Annotated in this window: 15 protein-coding genes; 7 read left to right on the top strand and 8 right to left on the bottom strand. The window is 38.0% G+C overall.

Annotated features, from left to right (window positions below; all coding sequences use genetic code 11):
* The first annotated feature begins 328 nt into the window (after positions 1–328).
* Positions 329–1,150, top strand: a complete 822-nt coding sequence (locus F6K22_RS06030; protein WP_293094587.1) for a Uma2 family endonuclease — start codon at positions 329–331, stop codon at positions 1,148–1,150.
* A 65-nt stretch (positions 1,151–1,215) separates the two neighbouring features.
* Positions 1,216–1,512 (top strand): four helix bundle protein, encoded by a 297-nt coding sequence (locus F6K22_RS06035; protein WP_293094590.1) that lies wholly within the window; start codon positions 1,216–1,218, stop codon positions 1,510–1,512.
* A gap of 75 nt (positions 1,513–1,587) precedes the next feature.
* Here the strand turns inward: F6K22_RS06035 and F6K22_RS06040 are convergent, their stop codons facing one another.
* The 4 genes from F6K22_RS06040 to F6K22_RS06055 form a co-directional block, all read right to left on the bottom strand.
* Entirely contained in the window at positions 1,588–7,302 is a 5,715-nt protein-coding gene (locus F6K22_RS06040) for an nSTAND1 domain-containing NTPase (RefSeq protein WP_293094592.1), read from the bottom strand.
* A 649-nt stretch (positions 7,303–7,951) separates the two neighbouring features.
* On the bottom strand, positions 7,952–8,656 hold the full coding sequence (locus F6K22_RS06045; RefSeq protein ID WP_293094595.1) for a CADD family putative folate metabolism protein: 705 nt from the start codon (positions 8,654–8,656) through the stop codon (positions 7,952–7,954).
* A 336-nt stretch (positions 8,657–8,992) separates the two neighbouring features.
* The gene (locus F6K22_RS06050) at positions 8,993–9,196 is read right to left on the bottom strand and encodes a hypothetical protein (protein ID WP_293094597.1); all 204 of its coding nucleotides are present in this window, start codon (positions 9,194–9,196) and stop codon (positions 8,993–8,995) included.
* Positions 9,186–10,478 carry a PQQ-dependent sugar dehydrogenase gene (locus tag F6K22_RS06055; protein WP_293094599.1) on the bottom strand — a complete coding sequence of 431 codons (1,293 nt, stop codon included), beginning with the start codon at positions 10,476–10,478 and terminating at the stop codon, positions 9,186–9,188. Before F6K22_RS06055 ends, F6K22_RS06050 begins: the two co-directional genes overlap by 11 nt.
* A 140-nt stretch (positions 10,479–10,618) precedes the next feature.
* Here F6K22_RS06055 and F6K22_RS06060 point away from each other — a divergent pair, with 140 nt between their 5' ends.
* Entirely contained in the window at positions 10,619–11,431 is an 813-nt protein-coding gene (locus F6K22_RS06060; RefSeq protein WP_293094602.1) for a hypothetical protein, read from the top strand.
* Entirely contained in the window at positions 11,431–13,548 is a 2,118-nt protein-coding gene (locus F6K22_RS06065) for a DNA methyltransferase (protein ID WP_293094605.1), read from the top strand. Before F6K22_RS06060 ends, F6K22_RS06065 begins: the two co-directional genes overlap by 1 nt.
* A gap of 198 nt (positions 13,549–13,746) precedes the next feature.
* Here F6K22_RS06065 and F6K22_RS06070 read toward each other — a convergent pair whose 3' ends face one another.
* The gene (locus tag F6K22_RS06070; protein WP_293094609.1) at positions 13,747–14,394 is read right to left on the bottom strand and encodes a Spy/CpxP family protein refolding chaperone; all 648 of its coding nucleotides are present in this window, start codon (positions 14,392–14,394) and stop codon (positions 13,747–13,749) included.
* A gap of 604 nt (positions 14,395–14,998) precedes the next feature.
* Here F6K22_RS06070 and F6K22_RS06075 point away from each other — a divergent pair.
* From F6K22_RS06075 to F6K22_RS06085, 3 genes are all read left to right on the top strand, one after another.
* Positions 14,999–16,264 carry a sensor histidine kinase gene (locus F6K22_RS06075; RefSeq protein WP_293094611.1) on the top strand — a complete coding sequence of 422 codons (1,266 nt, stop codon included), beginning with the start codon at positions 14,999–15,001 and terminating at the stop codon, positions 16,262–16,264.
* A 400-nt stretch (positions 16,265–16,664) separates the two neighbouring features.
* On the top strand, positions 16,665–17,309 hold the full coding sequence (locus F6K22_RS06080) for a response regulator transcription factor (RefSeq protein ID WP_293094614.1): 645 nt from the start codon (positions 16,665–16,667) through the stop codon (positions 17,307–17,309).
* Positions 17,310–17,443: 134 nt separating this feature from the next.
* Entirely contained in the window at positions 17,444–17,572 is a 129-nt protein-coding gene (locus F6K22_RS06085) for a hypothetical protein (protein WP_293094617.1), read from the top strand.
* A 680-nt stretch (positions 17,573–18,252) separates the two neighbouring features.
* Here F6K22_RS06085 and F6K22_RS06090 read toward each other — a convergent pair.
* The 3 genes from F6K22_RS06090 to F6K22_RS06100 all read right to left on the bottom strand — a co-directional run.
* Positions 18,253–18,669, bottom strand: a complete 417-nt coding sequence (locus F6K22_RS06090) for a secondary thiamine-phosphate synthase enzyme YjbQ (protein WP_293094620.1) — start codon at positions 18,667–18,669, stop codon at positions 18,253–18,255.
* A 164-nt stretch (positions 18,670–18,833) separates the two neighbouring features.
* Positions 18,834–20,456 (bottom strand): mechanosensitive ion channel family protein, encoded by a 1,623-nt coding sequence (locus F6K22_RS06095; protein ID WP_293094622.1) that lies wholly within the window; start codon positions 20,454–20,456, stop codon positions 18,834–18,836.
* Positions 20,457–20,673: 217 nt separating this feature from the next.
* Positions 20,674–21,514, bottom strand: an 841-nt coding sequence (locus F6K22_RS06100) for a mechanosensitive ion channel family protein (RefSeq protein WP_293094624.1), incomplete at its 5' end; no start/stop codon positions are given.

Below are 21,514 nucleotides of genomic sequence, written 5' to 3' on the forward strand. Positions count from 1 at the left end.
AAGTATTACAGTTTTTTATCCAGATGCACCGCCACAAACTTATATGGGAGATACCCTACTAATAGATTCTTTATTTGCAGGATTAGAGTTAACTGCTGAACAAGTATTTAAAAAAGCAGGAATTGCTAATACAATTGTTCCCAATCTTTAGAAAAGATTCATTTATATCTATAAAAAAATTTCAGTATAGTTGCTAGAATATTTACTATCGTAGGTTGGGTTGACGTTAAGGAAACCCAACAGAAACTTATAGTTGTTGGGTTGCGCTGTCGCTTAACCCAACCTACAAAGTTTACTGATAACTGATAACTGATAACTGATAACTGAAATGACACTTTTACCCCATGAATATCCAGACACCAGTAATATGATTCTGGAGGATGATACTCCCTTGGATAGTTTTATTAATGAAAAACAACAACGTTTACTTACAACTGTATTTTATAGTGGTGCTGAAATACCTATAAATGTTCCTTTTATTGTTGCTGCTAATGTGGGTTTATTTTCTCATGTCCGAGATTCAGGAATTGTGCCGAATGTGTTTTTAAGCTTAAATATTATTGGCAGTGAAGAATGGTGGGAAAGAAATGTTAGTTCTTATTTATTCTGGGAATTTGGCAAGCCACCAGATGTTGTAATTGAAATTATTTCTCCTACTCCTGGCAATGAATTAGGAAGTAAATTAACAGACTACGCGCAGTTAAAAATTCCTTATTATGTTGTCTACGATCCATTGCAAAAACTAAGTGAAACTGTACTGCAAGTATTTCAAATGCAATTTAATTCTTATATTCCTAAAAATGATGCTTGGTTTACGGATATAAATCTGGGATTAACTCTGTGGAATGGTAGGTTTGAAAATATTAATGGTACTTGGTTACGTTGGTGCGATGCTGATGGGAATGTGATTAAAACAGGAGATGAAATAGCAGTAGAAAAAGATGCTGAAATATCTCAAAAGGATGCTCAAATTAAACAGGCGTTATTATTGGCAATTGAAATGGGATTAAAACTAAAGTTTGGTGATGAATATGTGGGGATATTATCCGAGATTTCAGCAATTAATGATGTGAAATTATTAGAGAGAATTGTTACTCAAATTCCCCAGGTTTCTTCAATGGATGAATTGCGAAAACTATATTCTAAGTAGTTGAAAAATTTTAAGCATTCAGCTATTAGCAGTCAGCTATCAGCTATTATAAGGAGGAAGAAACATTGAAAAACTTCAAAGAATTAAAAGTATGGGTAAAAGCTCATCAGTTAACCTTAGCAGTCTATCGAGCTACATCTACATTTCCTGCGGCAGAATTGTATGGGTTGACAAGTCAAGCTCGTCGTTCTTGTGCTTCAATTCCTGCAAATATTGCAGAAGGATGTGGTAGAAATGGAGATGCAGAACTATGTCGTTTTCTTCAAATTGCTATGGGTTCAGCAAGTGAGCTTGAATATCATCTTTTACTTGCTCGCGACCTGAATTTTCATCCCAGTTTCAGAATACGAATCTCTGATTGAAAATGTAGTAGAAGTTAAACGAATGCTGGCTTCATTCATTAAAAAGCTGATAGCTGACCGCTGAATGCTGAATGCTTAAAATTCACACAAACGTTTGTCTTCTTCGCTAACATTGGGATTATTCCTCAAATGATCGCCCACCCAGTCGCAGCCTTGTTTGAGGAGGGAGTCGAGGTCGAAATTCCATAGGCGCACGGTGCCATCAGCACTAGCAGAAGCCAGTAACTTGCCATCGGGGCTGAAACTAACGTGCCATACAATATCTTTATGCCCCTCTAAAGTAGCAACAGCAGTGCCATCTACCTGCCACACACGCACCGTGCTGTCAGTGCTAGCAGAAGCGAGTAACTTGCTATCAGGGCTGAAACTGACGTGGGAGACCGCACCTTTATATCGCTCTCCTTTATGCCCCTCTAAAGTAGCAACAGCAGTGCCATCTGTTTGCCACACACGCACCGTGCTGTCACCACTAGCAGAAGCGAGTAACTTGCCGTCAGGGCTGAAACTGACGTGGTTTACCCAATTTTTATGCCCCTCTAAAGTAGCAACAGGAGTGCCATCTGTTTGCCACACACGCACGGTGCGGTCACGGCTAGCAGAAGCCAGTAACTTGCCATCGGGGCTGAAAATGACGTGGGAAACCCTATCTTTATGCCCCTTTAAAGTAACAAGAAGAGTGCCATCTACTTGCCACACACGCACCGTACCATCATCGCTAGCAGAAGCCAGTAACTTGCTATCTGGACTAAAACTGACGTGGGAGACCGAAGATTTATGCCCCTCTAAAGTAACAAGAAGAGTGCCATCTACTTGCCACACACGCACCGTACCATCATCGCTAGCAGAAGCCAGTAACTTGCTATCTGGACTAAAACTGACGTGGAAGACCGAAGATTTATGCCCCTCTAAAGTAGCAACAGCAGTGCCATCTGTTTGCCACACACGCACGGTGCGGTCACGGCTAGCAGAAGCCAGTAACTTGCCATCGGGGCTGAAACTGACACTGACGTGATAGATATTATATTGATGGCCTTTTAGAGTAGCAACAGGAGTGCCATCTGTTTGCCACACACGCACCGTATCGTCACTGCTAGCAGAAGCCAGTAATTTGCCATCAGGACTGAAACTGACGTGGTTTACCTCATCTTTATGCCCCTCTAAAGTAGCAACAGGAGTGCCATCTGTTTGCCACACACGCACGGTGCCGTCACTGCTAACAGAAGCCAGTAATTTGCCATCGGGGCTGAAACTGACGTGCAAGAGGACATTTTTATGCCCCTCTAAAGTAGCAACAGGAGTACCATCTGTTTGCCATATACGCACCGTATAGTCACCGCTAGCAGAAGCCAGTAACTTGCCATCGGGGCTAAAAATGACGTGCCTGATATAACTTGTATGCCCATCTAAAGTAGCAATAGGAGTGCCATCTACTTGCCACACACGCACCGTATCGTCACCGTTAGTAGAAGCCAGTAACTTGCCATCGGGGCTGAAACTGAGGTGTCTGACTGCACCATTATGCCCATTATTCCCATCTAAGGTAGCAACAGGAGTGCCATCTACTTGCCACACACGCACCGTACCATCACTGCTAGCAGAAGCTAATAACTTGCCATCAGGGCTGAAACTGACGTGGTTTACCTCACTTTTATGCCCATCTAAAATAGCAACAGGAGTGCCATCTACTTCCCACACACTCACCGTGCCGTCGAAGTCAGCAGAAGCGAGTAACTTGCCATCGGGGCTGAAACTGAGGTGTTTGACCAGAGATTTATGCCCATCTAAAGTAGCAACAGGAGTGCCATCTACTTGCCACAGGCGCACGGTGGTGTCATTGCCAGCAGAAGCTAATAACTTGCCATCAGGGCTGAAACTGACGTGCGTGACTGCACCTTTATGCCCATCTAAAATAGCAACAGGAGTGCCATCTGTTTGCCACAGGCGCACGGTGGTGTCATTGCCAGCAGAAGCCAGGAACTTGCTATCAGGGCTGAAACTGACGTGCGTGACTGCACCTTTATGCCCACCTAAAATAGCAACAGGAGTGCCATTTGTTTGCCACAGGCGCACGGTGGTGTCATTGCCAGCAGAAGCCAGGAACTTGCTATCAGGGCTGAAACTGACGTGCGTGAACGACTTTTTCTGCTCCTCTAAAATCTTAAATTCTTTCCATTTCTCAAAATCAAAGGTATGTTGCAGCAATACCATACCGCGCACCCTATTTTCCAGGTTAACCCAGTCAGCTTTTAATTTTTTCCCCAAAGCAAGAACATCTAACTGTCGCTCTAAACTGGTATCCACTAGAGATTCTAAAGTGGTAATCTCACTTTTGAGCGTAGCATTCCTCTTCTCAACAACAGCCGAACGCCACTGCCACACCGCTCCCACAGCAAATACCGACACCGCCACCAAACCACTCACTAATCCCAATACCGTCCTTCGTCTGCGCTGTCGTTTCTCCTCTTCCTGCCGTTGACGCAACGCCATCCCCGCCTCAATAAACTCCTGAGTCAACTCAGACAACTCATCACCATACTTAATATAAAGTTCCTCCCCATTCTGCAACGCCACACCCCGCAGCAAAAAATCATCGACTCGCCCATGTTGCACCCAATTCTTAGCATCCTGCTCCATCTGTCGTTGCTGTTGTAGGCGACTTCTATTATTATCCAACCACCAACGTAAAGTTGACCAATGACGGATTAAGATTTCGTGGGCAACTTCCACAGTAATTTCCGATCCCCCCAAACCCTCCTTGGGAAGAGGGGCTTTTTTGTTGTTGTTATTTTCTGGTGTGGAGTTGGGTGTTGTGGTAGTGGGGGAACTTTCCTGTGAGATAGTGGTTTTTAATCCCCCCAAACCCCCCTTTGAAAGGGGGGCTTTGTTGTTGTTATTTTCTGGTGTGGAGTAGGGGGTTGTGGCATCGGGTAAACCTTCCTGTGAAAAAGCAGCTTTCTCATCCTGATTAGTTCCCCCCTTACTAAGGGGGGCTAGGGGGGATCTATCCTCATACTCAGCAACATCCCCACCCCCTTCCTCACCAAGGAAAGCTTTTTCTTCCTCATTAGTTCCCCCCTTACGAAGGGGGGCTAGGGGGGATACATCACCAACAACAATTAACCGCGCATCACTCAACTTTTTCAACACAGACTCCATCACCTCCTTCCCATACTTCTTACCCAACAACTCCGACTTCAACACCCGACGGCGAGTATCCTTCCCCTCTTCTCCCAACTGCACCAACTCCAGAAAAATAAACTGAGCGCAACTCTCCTCCTCACCATGCAAACCCCGCCTCACATTCTCCGCTTTATCCTGCAACACCTCCTTAAAACCACCAATTTCCTCCTGATAAACCTGCAAACTCAACATTCCATCCCGCCTCTTCTCCCACAACTCCCGCAATACAAACTGCAATAAAGGCAAACCCCCTAACTCCTCCTGCACGCCATCCAACAATACATCCACCAAACCAGACTCCACCTTTAACCCCACCTTCTCAGCAGGTTTAACAATAGCGTCTCGATATTCCTCCTCCTGCAAATTAGGCGACACCAACATCAAATTCTCCTGCACCAAAACCTCCAACTCAGGCACTTCCAAACAATTACCAATAAAATCATCCCGCAACGTTATTATCAACCTCAACTTATCCGACGTTTCCCGCAAAGCACCCAAGAGCAAATTCAGAAATTCCGAACGTTCATTTTCAGCAGTCAAAGTAAATAATTCCTCAAACTGATCTACCACCAAAACCACCATCGGTTCCACCCGACGACGCAACCACAAAACCAAACCTTGAACACCCAAATGCAAAAAACCCTCCATTTCATCAACCTTCCCATCAGTTGCCAATGCCTGAGCTAAAGCATTTATCAGAGTTTTCTCAGTCTTATCAGTTTTGCCAGAGAGAAAATCACTAGGGCGAAAACAACAGCACAAACATTTACCAGGCGGTTGCTTCCCGGTCGCCAGTTGTGGCAAAACACCAGCTTGCACCACCGAAGACTTCCCACTACCCGAAGCACCAACCACCGCCAAAAACGAACTATCCCGCAACCTTGCCAAAATCTCCTGTATCAGCTTTTGCCTACCAAAAAAGAACTCCGCATCCTGTTGACGAAATGCTTCCAAACCCTTATAAGGGCAGATATTAGCATCAAAAATTGTATTAGTTGCCTCCCCAGGGAGTAAAATATCGATAGCATTTCCAGACAAATAAGTTGTAATAGGCAACCGTTGCTGCAACTCAATAACCAACCCCGCAACAGTCAAACCATGTCGAGCATTTCCGAATATTTTCACCAATTCCTGAGAAAACTGTAACGACGAGGAAGCAATAATACATTGAGACTTATTCTTTTCTTGGTGCAAATATTCCACCCATTGAGTCAGCACATCATTTTCAGCATTAGGAAAATCAAGAATAATAACCTGTTGACGCACCTGAGAATTCCATAACTTTCTCTGCAACCAAAAACAACTAATACGCACCCCATCCCCCAAAACCAGATAATGCTCCTGCTCATTATCATCATTAATGACACTTTCAACCTCACCACGGATGTAGAGAAATGTTGTTTCTAATTGGGTGTGGGGAGAGGGGGAAGAGGGGGGAGTGTGGGGAGTGTGGGAGGTGTGGGGAGGGTGGGGAGTGTGGGAGGTGTGGGGAGAGGGGGAAGAGGGGGAAGAAAGGTTTAAACATTTCAATATTCCGCGTTTTACATCCTGCCAAGAGCTGTCTGTTCGTGGCCAATATCCCACAACAAATTCACCCTGACTGTGCAAAATACCTGATAAAGAAACAGTCTCCTCACATCCTGCTAAACCATTAATAATTACAGCCTGTCGCCGACTATTTTCATTACTATTAATCGGCACAATTCCTAACACAAACTCTCCTGCTCCTTCCACAATTCGCACAGGAGTTTGCCCTGGAGATTCCGACTGAATATTTGATTCACTACGATTAGCTTTTTGTTGATTAGTCAAACGAATTTGCTGATTAGTTTTATCAATATATTCCAAAGTCCGATGATAAACATATTTATATAAACTATCCGCCTCAATTACTCCCGACTTATCCGCAGCTTTCCCCAAAAAACCTTGAATCAAATAATAAGTAAATAATCCATGTTTTAAATTTTTCCATTCTTCAGATTGTTCATACTTATCGCAAGACAAAAGGGCATAAAAGCCCTTACTTTTAGCAGCCCTTTGCCAAAATAATTCAATTAATTGTGGAGCAATACTAGATGTTTCAGATTCAGATAATTTCTTACTTTCAGATAAATGCTGAAAATTAATACTTGTTCCACCACTATGACAAGCATCAATAAAAATCAATTGATATTTAGCACCACTTTCTGCCAACTTTTGCAAAATTTCCGCCACAGGCAAACCCGTTGTAGCTAAATTATTAGTTTCAGTATTTTTCAGACATAATATTGGTTGCTGAGTTTGTTTGTCTAAAAAACCATGACCGGAAAAATAAATTAAAATAGTATCTTCTTTAGTTGCTTGAGAGACTAACTTTTCCAAGCTATTTTTCACCACATCAAGAAGAGGAGATGCAGGAGTATTATCGTGATGGATAATAATAGTTTTATTGGTGAATAATTTTGTTGCTGATTCTAATGCAGCCTTTAATTCCTGACAATCATTAACACAATAATTTAAGTTATTTATTCGGTCATCATCATATTGATTAATTCCTACTAAAAGAATTAAAAGTTGGGCTTCACCAGTTTGAAGTTTTTCTACATTAGAATTACCTGCCGATCTAGGCATATTTTATTCTCCTGGAAGAAGTAAGACATCAGAAGTCAGTAGGGGTGATTCGCGAATCACCCGTACAAAAGTTAGAAGTCAAAAGTTATATCATGTCCAAATAATTACTATAACCCAGTCATTGCGACTGGAACGGAGTGAAAGGAAGCAATCTCAAGGGTTTAGGAGATTGCTTCCTATCATCGCAATGACGACTTTTCAGCCGGATTATATATAAGATTCTAAAAGAGGCAAAAACTCCTAGTTTGGTAGGGGTTTGGTGACCAAACTCCTACGATATTTATTGTACCGATACTAACAGATTTGATAACTGTCCGAACCTCTACTTTGACTGCTATAAAATATATACGATAACCACAGGAAAAATTATTCAAATGATGCGAAATAATAACCCGAAATTACTGTATAACTTCTACCCTAAGTTGAATTTTTTCCCGATTTTTAACCTTCTTCCTTCTTACACCTAATATCGGAAATTATCTTTTTTTTCAAAATAGTATTAGATGTTGAGAAGGAGATTTCAACTCCTCCTCAACCATCTAGCTTATAAAAGCCAGAAATTTTAACCTAGAACTATAAAAGCTGTTAACGTAGTTCCGACCTAGGAGGCTAGCTGATAGCTAAAAGCTGATAGCTAGTTAATTAACAATTAATTCACAGCTTGACAATATTCTTCATAAACACCATCAAGCAATAAATTCAAAGCATCTACTGCTTTTGCTGCTGCTGCTAATGCTTCCTGTTTTTCAGCATCAGTTTCACATAGTTTTACCAATGCTTCTTTGGTAACTTTACTGTGAATTTCATCAGCTTTTTCATGTACTTTAAAAAAGGATAAAGCTGCTTCAGAATCAATACCATAAAATTCTTTCAAACCAGAAATTTTAGTAGTAGCAACTTCAGGAATTTGTGACTCATAAGCATAAAGAGCAGCTAAACCTTTAGCAGGATTTTCACTCCGAGCTAATTCCTTGAGAATACTTACAGATTCCTGAGTTTTTGCTAAATGTTCCCGCTCTTTAACTGCTTCTCTTTTTACTCCTAAACCTTCAGCAAAACGTAACCATAATTCAGGGTGATTTGCTGCTCCCATTTCTTCTTCAATCAAATTTTCTAAGAGCATTTTCCGAATTTCTAAATCGTCACAAGCTGCATGAGTAGCACTAACATAAGTAGGGAAATAATGAACTTGTAGATAATATTCTTGAGCGTACTCTTGCAACATTTCTAAAGATAATTTTCCTTCATTCCACATTTGATAGAATGTGTGCTTAAGTAAATGTTGTTTTTCAATAATCTCGTCGAGTAGGGAAATGAACTCTTGTGCAGTCATTTGTTTGTCTTGAAGCAACATACTTATTCGCTTAATTAATGGATTAGATAAGAATTTTAGCATAATTTGCTGGCTTGTCAAGAGAATAAAATGTTTTTTTAATAAATTAAATTGAACTGTGAATATTTTATCTGTAATGTTATATTATGTCCGGTTGAATAGTTATAATTAAGGCTTGTAGTAGGGCTTGAGCAACTTCTATAATTTAGGGCTAGAGCAATACTACAAACAAAATTTTTTTTATCACTCATTATCCGGACATAATATTAATTATCAAATTTATAGGAAATATAAATAAATAATTATTTTGATTTAACCTCAAGCCTACTAATAAATAGTTCAGTAAGGTAGGCAAAATTAAATGTATAGCAGTTTCCAAAAAGCGTGAGGTACAAAATTCGTTGGTTTTAGGGAGTAGGGAGTAGGGAGTAGGGAGTAGGGAGTAGGGAATATAAAATTTGTAATTTCTTCCCACACTCCCCACACTTCCCACACTTCCCACACTCTCTCTACTATTACTATGCACCACCACCCGCCACGAGTGTACCTCCTATCCTCCAACGGGTTCCAGTCGAATTAACTGTCCGTTTGGCCGATCGGTGAGAATGTACAATAGTCCATCGGGTCCCTGTCGCACATCCCGCACTCTCTGACCTATAGGAATAGAATGCTGACCGATAACGTTACCTGCTTCGTCTAGCTCAATGCGACGAATATCTTGGGAAACTAACCCACCCGCAAACAAATTACCTCTCCACTGGGGAAAGCGATCGCCGTTATAAAAAGCTAAACCAGAGGGAGCTATGGAAGGAGTCCATACTACTTTAGGGTCTATCAGACCGGGGCGAGATTTTTCAGGGGAGATAAGTCCTCCAGAATATTCACGACTGTGAGTAACGACAGGCCAACCATAGTTTTCTCCTGCCTGAATTAAATTCAGTTCGTCACCACCTCTGGAACCATGTTCGGTTGCCCAGATTCGATTTTTTGTCGGGTCTAATGCAATCCCCTGGATATTGCGGTGTCCATAACTCCAGACGGCAGGTTTGGCATCTGTGGAGGTGGCGAAAGGGTTATTGGAGGGTATAGATCCATCGTCATTTAATCTGATCGCCTTGCCCAGATGACTATTGCGGTTTTGAGCTTGTTGCCTAATAAATTCGCCATTGTATTCAATAGGTGGGTTGCCTCCATCACCAATGGTTGCGACTAGAGTTCCGTCAGGCAACCAAACAAGACGCGACCCAAAATGTTGCGCCCCTGGTTTGGTCTGGGAAACCTCAAAGATTACTTTTAAATCTCGCAGAGTATTATTCTCAAGTCGAGCGCGGGCGATACGAGTACGGTTTGCCGAGCGATCGCCATGGGAATAGGTTAAATAGATCCAACGATTTTCTGCAAAACGCGGGTGAACTGAGACATCCAATAAACCTCCTTGACTAACAGCAAAGACTTGAGGAACTCCGGCAATAGGAGTCTGGTCTAAAATTCCATCACGAACAATTCGCAACCGCCCTGGTCTTTCGGTAATTAGCATTGCTCCATCTGGCAACCAGTCAATACCCCAGGGATGTTCCAGGTTTTCTACTACAGTTATTTTTTGGTAGTCTGAAGTAGCAGCGATATTTTCAACATTAGAGACGGATGAATTTACGGTAGTTTTGCTTTGAGTCTGAGCAACGGTGGGAGATTCAAGTTGCACTTTGGTAGTACAACTTACAGTTCCTAACAGAGCGATCGCCATTGCAGTGCGAAATAATATTGTGCTTCTCTTTGTTATAAAGCAATAGATAATATTAAGTGGTTTTCGTTTTGGTTGAGAAAACAAATTGTATTGAAACATAATTTACTCTACTATAATTAATACTGAATTTAATCTATTTTAGCTATACTGAAGCTCTTGTGAAAAAGAGTATTAATATGATATAATATTTAATTAAACTGTCGAGTCTTTTTGGACATTTTGAAAAAAGGAAAATCTAGATGACAAATACAACCTGCTTTGATATTTTTGAGCAGTGCGTATTAGCTGTCCAGGAAGGTGAACTGATTGAATCTATAAGTCGTAAGGATAAAGAATTTCACTTTCAAAACTGGTTTAAAAAACGGTTGCAAGATATCCCAGTTCATTTTGAGGAATCAGGCCGGAATAGCTATCCTGATTTCTGCTTGGTTGAGTCAACTGAAGGATATGAAGTTAAGGGGTTAGCTTGGCCTGGTCGTGAACGGGATTACGATTGCAATAGTCAAGTTCCGACAGGTTATCATAATGGAAGGCAAATCTTTTATGTTTTTGGTCGTTATCCTGCTGATTTATCGGCTTATCCAGATCGAGGTAAGGGAAGCAAACAGTATCCTGTTATCGATTTAGTCATGTGTCACGGTGACTTTCTGAACGCGGAGCGCAACTATATTCACAAGAATAAGAGCATTAAAGGTTTTGGGACTTATGGTGATGTGATGATTCGCGATCGCAAAATGTATGTTGCCCCGACACCTTTTGCACTAACTGAAGGAACAACTGGTTTGATGACTCTAATTGTACCTGATAATATGAATGCGGACTCTAGGTTTAAAGAAGTGGGTCGCTTAAGTCGTGTTGAGGCAAATACTCTGGTTGTGGGGTATAATTTCGATTTGCAGACTAACGAACTCAATGCCACGAGAATTCCTAACCCTAATGCTGGCAATGAACACAAGTTTGTCGCCTATAGGTTGGTCAGCCAAAGTTCAAGGTCGGTAACAATAGCTGATGTTGTTCCCAATCTTGATGAGAGTGCGGGAGGTCAAGAGTAATGAATCTAACTCCCAAACAAGTTCTATTCATTCCACCCCATGCAACTACAGCGATTGAAAGGGACTTCCCAATTGTTGAAATTAGCCAGGTTGCAGAACGAGAGAGTTGGCGCAAGGAGATTAATCGTCCAATATATCACATTCACAAATGGTGGGCTACACGCTTGGGGAGCGTGTTTCGTGCCATTACGTTAGCAGCTCTGAGTCCTCCTGATACCAATAATGTTTGGCAGAATTTCTATAAAAGTCACCAATTTACTGACAAAGTGATACTAGATCCTTTTATGGGTAGTGGTACAACCCTAGGAGAAGCGGTTAAGCTTGGAGCTAAGGCAATTGGTTGCGATATCAACCCCATAAGCACTTTTCTTGTTCGTCAAGCATTTACCAGAGTACCAGAAACAAAACTTCGCGCTGCATTTGCTCTTCTTGAACATAAGGTTGCTCCTGAAATTCGTCGCTACTACCAGACTAGAGATCCGCAAACTGGCAAACTGATATCGGTACTTTATTTTTTCTGGGTGAAAACTGTCACCACCCCAAACAGAGAAACGATTCCACTTTTTTCTCGGTATGTATTCTCACAGAATGCTTACCCCAAGAAAAAGCCGAAAGCTCAAATTGTCTGTCCGAGTTGTTGGGGTATAATTGAAAATCGCTATGATGCAATTGACCTTATATGTCCTCATTGTGAATATCGTTTTAACCCTCAAAAAGGACCTGCATCGGGTCAGTACATAATTGCCAAAGACGGTACTCGCTATCGAATTAAAGACCTCTTGCCATCTAACGGCAACCCGCCAGATCATCGGTTGTATGCTATTATGGCACTGCGTCCAAACGGCGAAAAAGTTTACCTTCCGGTGGGAGAAGAAGATTTATCACTTTATGCGGAAGCAGAGGCAAGGTTACAGAGTGAGACATTGCCACTGCCAACTTTGAAAGTTAGACCAGGACATAATACTAACCAAGCTCGTAGTTATAACTATACATATTGGCGAGACTTTTTTAATTCTAGACAATTATTATGCCTTGGACTCTTGTTGCGAAGTATCCTGGAGATAGAGGAGAAAGCTATTCGGGAGCAAATGCTATGCTTATTTTCCAGCACTTTAGAATTTAACAACCTGTTCTGCAGTTTCAAGGGTGAGGGTACTGGTGCTGTACGACATACGTTCTCGAATCATATATTAAAGCCGGAGCGTACTCCCCTGGAAAACTCAATATGGGGAACGGGTAAAAGCAGTGGTACTTTTAGTACCCTGTTTGAGTCACGCCTAATGCGGGCAAAGTCATATCTTGACTGTCCTTTTGAAATTGATTTTAAAGGCGACTTAACAAAACGGACAGCCTCCAAAAAAACTCTATCCAGTCAACCAATTAATGTTCATACTGTCGAAACATGGGAGCATTTCCAGAAGAAGCAAGATAGTTTAATGGTGCTTAATGGTGATAGCTCCCACCTACCTTTACCCGCAAAATCAGTAGATGCAGTTATTACCGATCCCCCTTATTTCGATTTTGTTCATTACAGCGAGTTGAGCGACTTCTTTTTTGCCTGGTTATCTCCTGTTTTCAAAGATCGTTACCCAGAGTTCGCCAAATTTGATTCATCAGACCAAGGAGAGGTCCAAGATAAAGACCCTCATGTATTTACCAGACAACTTGCTACAGTTTTTTCTGAGTGTCAGCGTGTACTTAAGGATAATGGAGTCTTGGTATTCAGTTTCCATCACTCTAAGGTAGAAGGGTGGGCTGCTATTTGCCAAGCTATTACGATCGCTGGAATGGTTGTTGTTGCAGCACATCCAGTTCATGGTGAGTTACGCGCAGCAACTCCAAAGAAAGCAGCGAAAGCTCCTATTAGTATTGATGCTATCTTGATTTGTAAGAAATATTCCTCATTCAATTTTTATCTAGATGAACAGACTATAATTAGTAAAACTAAAACTTTAGGAAAACGACTTGAAGATGCCGGAATGTCAATTTCTACAGCAGATCGTTTTGTGATTCTTGCCTCGCAGATGTTAATACCTTTGTCTCAACAAACAAGAGATTTTAAGTCTGTGTGCAGTTTGTTAGAACAAGTACATCAAGCATTCCAAAGTTCTTGCTAATTTATATTTTGATTAACTTTTTTATTCATAGTATTTTTCATATCCAACACCAACTAATAATAATTAATAATTAAACAATTCAGGTTAAAAACCTCCCCTTGGATAGGGGATAAAATCAAAAATTTTCGTTGATACAATTTTACCCCTTCTTTTAAGAAGAGGTAATTATTAATTGTTAATTGCTGAATGATTTTTTTGTCATCGCATTTGTCTTTGTTGACGCAACTGCTCTTGTTGTTCTTCAGTTAAAATATTTGCTATTTGTTGGCGTGATGACTGCCTTATTTCGCGCATTTGAGTTTTTTGCTCTTCAGAGAGATTTAACTGCTTCATCACTTTTCGTCCTCGTTGACCTTGTGAAATTAAAGTTTGGAACTGTTCCTGCTGTTGGGGGGTAAGAATATTTTGAATTTGAGCTTTGGTGTTTGCCCTAATTTCTTCCCACTGAGTTTTTTGTTCGGGAGTCATATTCAAATTTTCAAGTTGGGCAACAACTCTCTGACGAAACTGCCCAAGTTGTTCTTCAGTTAAAATATTTGCCATTTGTTGGCGTGATGACTGCATTATTTCGCGCATTTGAGTTTTTTGCTCTTCAGAAAGATTTAACTGCTTCATCACTTTTCGTCCTCGTTGACCTTGTGAAGTTAAAGTTTGGAACTGTTCCTGTTGTTGGGGGGTAAGAATATTTTGAATTTGAGCTTTGGTGTTTGCCCTAATTTCTTCCCACTGAGTTTTTTGTTCGGAAGTCAAATTCAAATTTTTAGGTTGGGCAAGAACTGTCAAAGGATTAGCAAAAAGAATGGTGGCAATAATGGCAAATAATATAGCCAAAGAACGACGTTTCATTGTGTTTATTCCCAATTAATTTTTTTTATTGAGTGTTTACTTATGTTCTATCCTACAAGTCGCAACTCTCAAATAACCTGAGATAAAAGTCCTAAATTATTCTAGGACTTTAGTCCTATAGCACTACGCGCAATTTAGAATTCAGAATTTAGAATTCAGAAGTGATTCCTGACGCTCGGAGAGAGCATTTATAAATGTTCTAACTAATTAACGTAGTGCTATACAATGTATCTGATTAGATGTTTATTTAACTTGACTTATGTAGAGAAAATTTCTGCTAGACATGAAAATTTAAGTGTGATGATATGCTAAAATCGTGCCGAAATTAACGTAAGCATTCAGCTATTAGCATTCAGCTTTCAGCTTTTCGTATTTTCGTAAAGAATAAAGCAACTACTAAGATTAACTGATAACCTTTTTCGTGTCCGACTTTTAATTCTCTTTGGAGACTAATTTCTCCTGCCAAAATAATGAATTAATGGCTGATATAGCAATTTTCATTAATATAGAGTACAGAGATTTGGGTTGAAAGGAAGAAGGAAGAAGGAAGAAGGAAGAATTTTTGTAGTCTACCTTTGTGAAAACCGCTATAGCTGATAGCTGAGTGCTGAATACTTACAAATTAACTCTCGACAGACTTATGATTATTTTCCCCAAAATAGCTAAACATCCTATTCGTTTTTTACTATACTTAGAATGGATTTTATTGGTAATTATTGCTCTGAGTCAAATTCTTAAATTCCCTCTCTATGGTCGTCGTAGAATACAGTTTTTTCCCACAGCAGAAGTATCAAATCTACTAATTATCAATCTTTTTATGCTGATAGTATTTAGCATGATGGGACTATTTTTACCGATTAATAAATCCCGTTACCATAAAATTATTTATACTACTGTCGAAATTATTTTAATAATTATTATGTCGTTCTTGGCTGGTTTGCATTTATCTCCACTTTTATGTCTAATTTTGGTGATTCGGGATTGTTTTATTTTTGCCGAGAAGCAAAATATAATTATCAATATTTTTGTTTTTTCTTTATTTACACTTATTCAAGTTCAAAGATTACAAAAACTGACGAGACTGCCATTATTTGCTAGAGAAAGATTTATCTTAGTTCTCTTCAGCTCAATAATTTTGTTTGGATTATTAATAATTTTTCTCCAGTTATTAGTAAAGGCAGTAATGTCAGAACGAAAAAGTCGAGAAGAACTAGCAATTGCCAATGAAAAACTACGACAATATGCCCGAAAAATAGAAAACATTGTCGCTTTAGAAGAACGAAATCGGATTGCTAGAGAAATTCACGATTCTTTAGGGCATTATTTAACAGTTTTAAATGTTAGTTTAGAGGCAGCTTGGAAACTGAGAAAATCAGAACCAGAAGAATCAATGGAATTTTTGGCTTCGGCTAAACAACTAGGTTCAAAAGCTTTAAATGAAGTGCGTCAGTCAGTGGCAGCTTTACGGGATAATTGGTGGCTAAATCAATCTTTAGAATCAGCGATCGCTAATTTAATAGCAGATTTTTATAAATCTACTGGTATTTTACCCAGAAGCAATATAAGTATCAATTATTCTCTGAATTATGAAGTAAAAATTGCTATTTATCGTATAGTGCAAGAAGCATTAACTAATATTTATAAATATGCCTCAGCAACTACAGTAGAAATTCATATTTTCACTACCACAAATTTACATCTAATTGTTCAAGATAATGGTCAAGGATTCAATTTAAAACAAAATACTACTGGATTTGGTTTGCAGGGAATGCGAGAACGTACTTTAGCATTAGGAGGTGAGTTGGAGATTTTGACTGACCCTGGTGCAGGATGTAAAATAATTGCTAATTTTCCCTCTTTTAGGGAATAGGGAATAGGGAATAGGGAATAGGGAAGAAAAAAATATAGGTGTACCTCATTCGTATTAAAAACGCTATATTATATAAAGTATGCTAATGTTTTCTACCAAAAATTGATGGGAAGATGGGCTGATTCATAAGTAGGACAATTTTTTGTATTTCATAAGTGCTTATGCAAAACTAATTACACATTAGTGTTTATGCAAAATTAATTGCACATTTTATTATAAATCTCGAATATTATCCATAATATCATGTCCGGTTGAATAGTTATAATTAGAGCTTCGTAGTTTTGCCCTAGTCCTATCTATTATCGGGCTGAGAGCTATACTACAAACAAAAATTTTTTTATCACTAATTATCCGGACATGATATAAATTATCAATTATTTCTCCCTATTCCCTATAAATTATGATTAAAGTCTTATTAGTTGATGATGAAAATTTAATTCGGCGTGGATTAAAAGCTTTATTAAAGTTAGAAAATAATTTAGAAATAGTAGGAGAAGCGGAGAATGGAGCCACTGCAATAAATCAAATAGAAAATCTACAACCAGATGTAGTTTTAATGGATGTACGAATGCCAATTATGGATGGAGTAGCTGCTACTAAAGAAATTTCTCAGCGTTTTCCAGAAATAAAAGTGTTAATCTTAACTACATTTGATGATGATGAATATGTCACTCAAGCATTGAGATATGGGGCCTCCGGATACTTATTAAAAGACACACCTTCAGAAGAATTAGCTCAGGCAATTCAATCTGTATATAAAGGCTATACACAATTAGGACCAGGTATAGGTAAAAAAGTGATTTCTCAAATCTCAATTCCTGTTAATAACCCTCCCCAAAATTGGCAAGATTTAACACCAAGAGAACAAGAAATTTTACAGTTAATTGCTTCTGGTGCAAATAACCGAGAAATAGCTCAAACTCTCTATATTTCTGAGAAGACTGTCAAAAATCATATTACTAATATTCTCCGGAGGTTAAATTTGCGCGATCGCACTCAAGCTGCTATTTTGGCCTATTCAATTTTATCTCGGCAAAGTCAGTAGTGTTGCTCAAAACCTTGTTTATCCAAACAATTTATGGAATTTTTAGAGAAATAATTTTTATTTACCCCAACTCAAGGAGCTTAGACTGCAGTTTCATATACCGTCGTTGACCTTCATCAAGAGTTATTGGTATTATGCCAATTCCCAAAAATAATGCTATACTTCCGATGGAACTTCAGTTATTAAGTAATAATAATGCTTCAGTAATGTTTGTAAAGATTATCGGCATTAAATCAAAATATCTGATCTCTTTTAACCGATAAATTGTTGTCTAAAGCCTCCCATTTTAAGGAAAAAAAAACGGTCGTTAGCGTTAGCGTTTCGGCTGTCGCCGACATGAAAAGCGCAGCTCCTCCGGAGGAGTAAGAGGTAGCTGTCCGTAAGGATGGGATAGCGAGGTCTCCTCGCTGTATCCAATCGACCAAGAGAAGAAAAAATTTTTCCTGTTCGTCAATCCTATCCGTTTTCAAGGACAGGTAATTATTAATTATTAATTATTAATTATTAATTATTGAAGCTACTCCCTACTCTCAAGGAGATGTAGTAATACTTTTGATAAATGGTATTACTGATAAACAATTTCAAAAATTAAGAGAAAAGGCTCAAATTATAGCCGAAAATCAAAAATCAGAAATATAGCAATCAGGAATGAGATGTGAGAATTGAGGTGTTCCTTAAAAGCATAGAATATAGCAGTTATCTTATGAATAAAATACATTTTCTTGTTCCATGTTCCCTATTCCCTGTTCCCTATTCCCAGTTAAGTGTTCCCTAAAATTCTCCAATATCTCACAACTCAAATCATATTGCTATAGATCAAAGAAAAAAAGGATTAATTAAAGCAGGAGTAGGCAGAAAAAATTGCTTAATTTTCATTCCTTAAAGAAGATCGCTAGAAAAACTGAGTTTATTCAACAACTCGGTTTTTCTAATTAATCAAAAATTACTCCCCACTAATATGAATTACTAATTCTCGGCAATGACTACGTTGGCGATGTTCCCAAACATAAATTCCTTGCCAAATACCTAATACTAATTTCCCATTATTAATAGGAATTTGTTCGGAAGTATGAGTTAAAACACTACGAATATGAGCAGGCATATCATCAGGTCCTTCTGCACTATGAATATAATGATAACCTTCTGGTACTAATTTAGAAATAAAGTTTTCTAAGTCAACTAATACATCTGGGTCGGCATTTTCTTGAATTATTAAGCTGGCGGAAGTATGGCGTAAAAATAGATTGCATAAACCTGTTTTTACCCCTGACTTAGCTACAGCTTCTTGCACTTTAGAAGTAATTCTGGATAAAGATTTACCAGAAGTATTAATTTGGAGTAATTGTTGATAGTGAGTCATTTCAGTTATCAGTTATCAGTTATCAGTACGTCTATGGAATAGGGAAGCTTGAAATACTCAAGTTTATTATTTTCATCCCCTTAAAAGGAGAGGTTTGAGACCTTCTTTTTGGGTCATGTTATTTTTGGTTAACAGTATCTTGATTAAGGTTGATATTTGTTGCCCTATGATTGTTCTTCATTAATCATTAAATGGTGAATCACAGGAATTTCAATGCCTTCTTCTTGGAAAGCTTGTTTAATCATTGTACCAAGAATTCTCTTCATATCAATGTGTCTTCCTGGTTGAACTTCTGTAGTTATATGAATTAACATTTGATAGTCATAAAATTCTTCTATTCCATCTACTACTGTGCCTTTCATTATCTCTTCTGGATACTTTTCTTGAAGCTTCTTTCCTACTATATCTATAATTTCATAGATTTGATTAATATCGCTTTGATAAGGAACTTTCAGAGTGACAACTGAATTACTATGGTGTGAGTAATTAACTACATCCTTAACATCACGATTATGGATAATGTGATGTTTATCTTCATAATTAATGCGAGTTGTTCTTAATTCTATTCCTGTAACAAAGCCATAAACACCATTTATCTCTACAAAGTCTCCTACTAAGTAATAATTTTCAAATAAAATAAAGAAACCTGCAACTATATCTTCAATCAGACTTTTAGCTCCCATTCCCACTGTTAAACTGAGAATACCTACACCTGCTAAAATAGGAGTCGGGTCAATATTAATAGTATAAAGAATTGCTATCCCTGTACCAAAGTAAATCAGGTATTTAATACAACTTTGAAATAGGGGTAAAAATGTCTGTCGTCTCTGTTTAGATATATCATCTGCATCACCCTCATGCAGTAGTATTTCTTCTAGTAAAAGTTGACCAATTTCTTGCACAAGACGACTCATAAATATAATCCCAATTATTTGCAAAAATAAAGGACCATAAGGAGCTAAACTGGCAATAAAATCAACTTTTTGAATGGCTAAAGTAGCTGTAGTGATATATATTGCATATTCAATAAATTTTTTAGCAAGAGGAATTAATTTACTTAAGCGATCATAGATCCGCAAAATATTTCTTTTATCGGAATATTTCTTGCTAAGAGCATCAAAAGTATCAATAATTGTTGTATTAGCTTTCGTAAATAGTAATCCTGTAATAATAATCATATAAATCTGCAAACTTATATACAAATATTTGATAATTACTACTGGGAATAGCATAATTTTAGCTGATATAGTAATATATAACAGCCAAACCATATTATTAAAGTTGCTCTTGAAAAATTCAAACAAATTGTCAATACTGGCGTCATTAGCAGTGATTTTATCAAAATTTTTCGCTCGTTCTTTTGACCAGGTTATAAATTTATTTATATATGGAATACTCCATTTAGTTAAAATTAGTATGCCCAAGATTTTGAGGACTCTAATTCCTATAACTAGCAAGTAATCAAAGGAAATACTTTTAATCAAAGAAGTTTGGTATTCGATTAAATTATTTCCTTGATAAATAAGCCATCCATTAATTCCTACCACTAATAAAGATAATAGTAAACCACTTAAAGTTAATAATATCTGAATATTTTGGTAGATAACTTCAATATCTTTTTTATTTTTTTTGATGGATGATACTTTCATTAATTGTTCATAAGCTCTGTCTAACAAAAATCTAATTGCCACAAAGAGAAATATTATAAATCCAATTTCAACTACAGTTGCAATGATGCTGTTTAGATCGATTTCAATTAAGTTGTTAAGATTATTTTTAGGGAACATAATTGTTTTCCTTGAATAGATTGCACAGTAATTTGATAGTTAAAAGTAATTATTTTCAATATTCTTAAACCTCTGATATAGCAAATAAAAAGTTGGTTGGGAAATAGACTAATGATGAATATTTAGACGGGGAAGTATTTTCCCCACTGTTACCTATTGCCTTCTATATATATGGGTTTTAAATTTATTCAGTCATTCCTAATTCTTGATGACTTTACTATTGATTTTTGCGTAGTTTAACCCTTAGAGGTTTTAAAAATATTGGGATAGGTTGATCGTTACTCAGTTTGACATGATTAACCACGGGAAGTTCAATATTTGCTTCCTCAAAAGCTTGTTTAATCATTATACCTAAGACTTTCTGAATAATTAAATGTTTTCCTGGTTTAACTTGTGTAACTACTTCGATTAATATTTGATTTTCAGAAAATTCTTCTACTCCTTCTATTATTGTTGGTTCAATTATGTCTGTCGAATAATCCTCTAGAAGCTTATTTCCAACTTTTTCTATAACTTCATAGATTTGATTCATTTTAACTTGATAAGGAATTTTGAGCATCACCACTGCATTACTATAGCTAGAGTGATTAACTATATCCTTAACATCACGATTATGGATAATATAATTTTTATCTTCATAATTAATCCGAGTTGTTCTTAATTCTATTCCCGTAACAAAACCACTTACACCATTTATCTCTACAAAATCTCCTACTAAGTAATAATTTTCAAACAAAATAAAGAAACCTGCCACGATATCTTCAACCAGACTTTGCGCTCCCATTCCAATTGTTAAACCTAAAATACCTACACCTGCTAAAATAGGAGTCGGGTCAATTTTAATAGTATAAAGAATTGCTATACCCGTACCAAAGTAAATCAGGTATTTTGTACAACTTTGAAATAAAGGTAAAAATGTCTCTCGTCTCTGTCGAGATAAATCATCTGTATCACCCTCACGCAGTAGTACTTCTTCTAGTAAAAGTTGACCAATTTCTTGCACAACACGACTCATAAATATAATCCCTATTATTTGCAAAGATAAAGGACCATAAGGA

The organism is Okeania sp. SIO2F4, from assembly GCF_010672385.1.
Taxonomy (GTDB): Bacteria; Cyanobacteriota; Cyanobacteriia; order Cyanobacteriales; family Microcoleaceae; genus Trichodesmium.